Genomic DNA, 4,395 nt, shown 5'->3' with positions numbered 1-4,395 from the left:
TGGTACCGCGTCTTGTCGGTGACTTCCTGGTCGTACCACTGGGCGAAGGGGTGGCTCCCCGCGGACAGCAGCTCGATGCCCGCGGGATCCGTGGCCTCTCTCACCGCTGCGATCGCATTGGCGATGTCATCGACGGCGTGAGCGACCGAGTCGCCGATGCCGCTGGTGACCTCGATCGTGTTCGTGAGCAGCTCGCCGGTCACCGTGTGGCGTTCATCGGCGCTCTCGGCTTCGAGGGCCGCCAGTAGTTCGGGCGCACGACCGACGAGATCGCCGCTCGCCGGATCGGCGAGCATGATCTCCCACTCCAGGCCGACGGTGGACCGCGCAGACGGCGCGAAATCGAGCTTCACGAGCACAGTCTGACACGCGCCGTCCGCGACACGGCAACCGTCGTGTCGCCGCGTTTCGCGCCTGGCCCGTCGATCTGGCAGAATAGAAGGTCGGACGACGTGCTCGACCCTCTATCCAGCTCTCGTCCTCCCTATTTGAGCTTCCGCCGGGTGTGCACCCCACTCTCCAGGCGATCGGTTCGTCAACTTCCACACAATTCAGGAGAATCGTGGCTGTCAAGATTCGTCTCAAGCGCCTGGGCAAGATCCGTGCGCCGTACTACCGCATCGTCATCGCCGACTCGAAGACCAAGCGCGATGGTCGCGTGATCGAGGAGATCGGCAAGTACCACCCCACCGAGGAGCCCTCGTTCATCGAGATCGACTCCGAGCGTGCGCAGTACTGGCTCTCCGTCGGCGCGCAGCCGACCGAGCAGGTCGCCGCCCTTCTCAAGATCACGGGCGACTGGGGCAAGTTCAAGGGCGACAAGGACGCGAAGTCCACGCTCAAGGTCAAGGAGCCCAAGGTTCCGTTCGAGATCGACGCGTCCAAGAAGTCCGTCGTCAAGCCCAAGGCTGAGAAGAAGGAGGCTCCCGCAGCGGAGGCTCCCGCAGCCGACGCGGATGCCTCTGAGGCTTCCGCCGCCGACGCAGAGTAATTCGTCGTGCTCGCCGCCGCGCTCGAACACATCGTCAAGGGGATCGTCGATCACCCTGAGGATGTCCGTATCAACGAATCCACCTCGCCGCGAGGCGATCTCCTCGAGGTGCGTGTGCACCCCGATGATCGTGGACGCGTGATCGGGCGCGGCGGCCGCACCGCGAAAGCACTGCGTACGCTCATCTCCGCCCTTGCAGATGGTCGTCGCGTTCGCGTCGACGTCGCGGACGACTGACGTCGTGTCCAAAGAACGCAATCAGGGCAAGAACCAGCTGCGGGTAGGCCGCCTCGTCAAGGCTCACGGCCTCAAAGGCGCTCTCAAGCTGGAGCTGTACACCGACAATCCTGAGCGACGGTTCACGACCGGCGCTGAGTTCACGTTGCAGGTGCCTGAGGCATCTCCGTGGCACGGCAAGACCGTGGTCGTTCGCGAATACCGCGTGATGAACGGCAACCCCGTGGTGTTCCTGCAGGACGTCGACGATCGGGACGCCGCCGAGACGCTCGTGCGTGCGATCCTCTGGATCGATCAGGATGCGGACGAGGTCGAGGACGACGCGTGGTTCGACCACCAGCTCGTCGGTCTCGACGTGGTTCGCGACGACGTCGTCGTCGGCAAGGTCGCTCGCGTCGAGCACTTTCCCGCGCAGGACCTGCTGATCGTCCGGTCGGGCGACGACGAGATCCTCGTGCCCTTCGTCAAGGCGATCGTTCCCACTGTCGACGTGAGCGCTGGACGCGTCATCGTGACGCCCCCTGCCGGCCTCTTCGAAGAGCTGCCCGACGCCTCCGACGTCGCTGATGCCGACGAGCCCGCAGGCTCCGACGCATCCGAATGACCGCGGACGGTTCCCCGTGCGCATCGACGTCGTCTCGATCTTCCCGTCCTACTTCGACGGTCTGACCCTCTCGCTTCTCGGTCGCGCCCGGAGCGCCGGCATTCTCGAACTCGGAGTGCACGACCTGCGCGACTGGACCTCCGACCGACACCGCACGGTGGACGACACCCCCTACGGCGGCGGCGCCGGCATGGTGATGAAGCCGGAGCCGTGGGGTCTCGCCCTCGACGAGCTCGCGGCGGCCTCCGCGCCGGATCGGCAGACGCGACCGACGATCATCTTCCCCTCGCCGGCGGGCGAGGTGTTCACCCAGGCGACAGCCCGCGAGCTCAGCACTCGCGACCACCTCGTCTTCGGGTGCGGGCGCTACGAGGGGATCGACGAGCGCGTCTTCGAATATGCGGCAGCGCTCGGCGAGGTGAGACTCATCAGCCTGGGAGACTACGTGCTCAACGGTGGTGAGGTCGCCACGATGGCCATGATCGAGGCCATCGGGCGCCTGATCCCCGGCGTGGTCGGCAACCCGGAGAGTCTCGTCGAGGAATCGCATGAAGACGGGCTGCTGGAGTATCCCTCTTACACGAAGCCTTCTGTCTGGCGAGAGCGCGCGGTTCCCGATGTGCTGCTCAGCGGCAATCATGCGGTCATCGCCTCCTGGCGCCGCGAACAGCAGATCGAGCGCACTCGTCGTCGTCGTCCTGATCTCCTCCCGGACGACGAGGGTTAGAGCAGCCGCTCCACGCCGTTCTCGATCTCGAAGACGACGTCATGCGGATGCCGCAGAGACAGCGCGGCCGTCGCATCCAGGCCTCGGAGCTCGGCGCGGAGCATCCGACCCAGCATCTCGTGGCTCACGAGCAGAGGTGTGCCCTCCGCTGCCCAGCCGCATGCCGAGAGGGCGCGGCGCGCGCGCGATCTCGCCTGCGCGTAGCTCTCGCCTCCCGGAAACGCCCATCCATACCTGTTGTCCGCGCGGCTATCCCTGGCGGACGGGTATCGGTCGTCGACTTCGTCCCACGTGAGGCCGGCCATGTCGCCGTGATGGACGTCGGCGAGTTCGGGCACCTCGACCAGGTCCGCGCCGATGCGGTCCGCGACGATCACCGACGTTCGCAGCGCCCGCCCGAGCGGGCTGGAGCAGACCGTGGTGATCCCGCGTCCCGTCAGCCGCTCGGCGACGCGCTCCGCCTGCCGGATGCCGTCCTGTGTCAGCGGCGAGTCCAGCTGGCCCTGCATCCGATGCTCGAGGTTCCACCGCGTCTGCCCGTGCCGTACGAGGAACACATGCTCCGGTACACGGCGATCCTGCGGAATCATGCATTCAGAATGGCACAGGGCGGGGGGCGGGTGCCCGACGATGTTCACGTCCGCTGATAGCGTCTGAGTATGGTCGACGAGGTTCTGGCGAAGTCGTTCGAGCGCATCGGCTCGGACTACGACCGCTACCGCCCGGGCTTCCCGACCCCCGCAGCCGAACTCCTGCTTCCACAGCGGTCGGGGTCGGTGCTCGACCTCGGGGCAGGCACGGGGAAGTTCACCGAGCTGCTCCCGGGCCTTGCCGATCACGTGATCGCGGTCGAGCCGTCAGAGCCCATGCTCGCGGTTCTGCGCGCCAAGCTGCCCCACGTCGAGGCGCACCTGGGCAACGCCGAGCAGATACCGGTGGCCGACGGCTCGGTGGACGTCGTGACGGTGGCCCAGGCCTTCCACTGGTTCGACAGAGAGGTCGCATGCGCGGAGATCGCTCGTGTCCTCCGGCCCGGCGGCACGTTGGGCCTGATCTGGAATCACTCCGATCCGAGCTGCACATGGGATCGAGCGGCGCATCGCATCGCCCACCCTGCGGTGGCGGACGCCGACGGCACCACGAGCAGTGCAGCCGACGAGCTCCCCGGGTTCCGATTCGTCGCGAGCGAGCAGGTCCGATGGACGGAGCGGATCAGCCGTGCCGCATATCTGAAACGGTGGTCGACGGTGAGCACGTTCCTCGTGGCGGAGGACGACGCCCGGGCGGAGATGTTCGCGGCGATCGAGCGGGTGCTCGATGAGGATCCGGAGACGCGCGGACGGGCGACCTACGACCTGCCGATCGTCACCGACGTCTTCGAGTACCGACGCCGATGAGGATCTGGTCGCTGCACCCCCGCTACCTCGACAGACAGGGACTCGTGGCGTGCTGGCGCGAGGCTCTGCTCGCCCAAGCGGTACTCGCAGGACGGACCAGCGGATATCTGAACCATCCGCAGCTTCGACGTTTCCGTGCGGCTCCGGACCCGATGGAGTCGATCGGCAGCTATCTGCACGCACTCCTGCTCGAGGCCGAGGTGCGCGGGTACGCGTTCGATCCGAGCAGGATCGATCGGGGCGAGGCGCGGCAGGAACAGGCGCTGTCGGTGACGACGGGGCAGCTCTCGACGGAGTGGTCGCACCTCTCCGTGAAGATGTCGGTGCGGAGCCCCGACACGCTCGCGCTCTGGGACGCGGTCTCCGTGCCGGAGCCGCACCCGCTGTTCCACGTGATCGACGGACCGGTGGCGTCCTGGGAGCGTGCGGCCGCGCCGGC

Annotated in this window: 8 protein-coding genes (1 of these 8 only partly in view); 6 read left to right on the top strand and 2 right to left on the bottom strand. The window is 67.1% G+C overall.

Going from position 1 to position 4,395, the window contains the following annotated elements:
- On the bottom strand, positions 1 to 353 hold the start of the coding sequence (locus J7E68_RS13040; protein ID WP_215173240.1) for a glutamate--cysteine ligase. The gene continues 727 nt to the left of window position 1, outside the view; only the first 353 of its 1,080 coding nucleotides appear in the window; the start codon lies at positions 351 to 353; its stop codon lies beyond the left edge, outside the window.
- 209 nt (positions 354 to 562) lie between these two features.
- Between J7E68_RS13040 and rpsP the strand changes: the two genes are divergently transcribed.
- Genes rpsP through trmD form a run of 4 tightly spaced genes read left to right on the top strand, consistent with a single transcriptional unit; the run spans position 563 to position 2,559 of the window.
- Positions 563 to 991: a 30S ribosomal protein S16 gene (rpsP, locus tag J7E68_RS13035; protein WP_215173238.1), complete on the top strand. Its 429-nt coding sequence runs from the start codon at positions 563 to 565 to the stop codon at positions 989 to 991.
- Between the two features lie 6 nt (positions 992 to 997).
- Complete coding sequence (locus tag J7E68_RS13030; RefSeq protein ID WP_183152609.1) at positions 998 to 1,228, top strand: RNA-binding protein; 231 nt, start codon at positions 998 to 1,000, stop codon at positions 1,226 to 1,228.
- Positions 1,191 to 1,832 carry a ribosome maturation factor RimM gene (rimM, locus tag J7E68_RS13025; RefSeq protein ID WP_215173236.1) on the top strand — a complete coding sequence of 214 codons (642 nt, stop codon included), beginning with the start codon at positions 1,191 to 1,193 and terminating at the stop codon, positions 1,830 to 1,832. The genes J7E68_RS13030 and rimM overlap by 38 nt, the downstream gene beginning before the upstream one ends.
- 16 nt (positions 1,833 to 1,848) lie before the next feature.
- Positions 1,849 to 2,559 (top strand): tRNA (guanosine(37)-N1)-methyltransferase TrmD, encoded by a 711-nt coding sequence (trmD, locus tag J7E68_RS13020; RefSeq protein ID WP_215173234.1) that lies wholly within the window; start codon positions 1,849 to 1,851, stop codon positions 2,557 to 2,559.
- Here trmD and J7E68_RS13015 read toward each other — a convergent pair.
- Entirely contained in the window at positions 2,556 to 3,149 is a 594-nt protein-coding gene (locus tag J7E68_RS13015) for a histidine phosphatase family protein (protein WP_215173231.1), read from the bottom strand. The two genes, trmD and J7E68_RS13015, sit on opposite strands and share 4 nt — an antisense overlap.
- A 69-nt stretch (positions 3,150 to 3,218) precedes the next feature.
- Here J7E68_RS13015 and J7E68_RS13010 point away from each other — a divergent pair, with 69 nt between their 5' ends.
- Both J7E68_RS13010 and J7E68_RS13005 read left to right on the top strand, forming a co-directional pair.
- Positions 3,219 to 3,956 carry a class I SAM-dependent methyltransferase gene (locus tag J7E68_RS13010; RefSeq protein WP_215173230.1) on the top strand — a complete coding sequence of 246 codons (738 nt, stop codon included), beginning with the start codon at positions 3,219 to 3,221 and terminating at the stop codon, positions 3,954 to 3,956.
- A partial coding sequence (locus J7E68_RS13005; protein WP_215173228.1) for a pyrimidine dimer DNA glycosylase/endonuclease V occupies positions 3,953 to 4,395 on the top strand: 443 nt, incomplete at its 3' end. The genes J7E68_RS13010 and J7E68_RS13005, both read left to right, overlap by 4 nt.

Source organism: Microbacterium sp. ISL-103, from assembly GCF_018613995.1.
Classification (GTDB): Bacteria; Actinomycetota; Actinomycetes; order Actinomycetales; family Microbacteriaceae; genus Microbacterium.
This window is presented reverse-complemented; position numbering and strand designations above follow the sequence as displayed.

Bases quoted from the DNA above. Each gene is read 5' to 3' on its own strand.
- J7E68_RS13010 (WP_215173230.1), top strand. From the start codon at position 3,219: ATGGTCGACGAGGTTCTGGCGAAGTCGTTCGAGCGCATCGGCTCGGAC.
- rimM (WP_215173236.1), top strand. From the start codon at position 1,191: ATGGTCGTCGCGTTCGCGTCGACGTCGCGGACGACTGACGTCGTGTCC.
- J7E68_RS13015 (WP_215173231.1), bottom strand. From the start codon at position 3,149: ATGATTCCGCAGGATCGCCGTGTACCGGAGCATGTGTTCCTCGTACGG.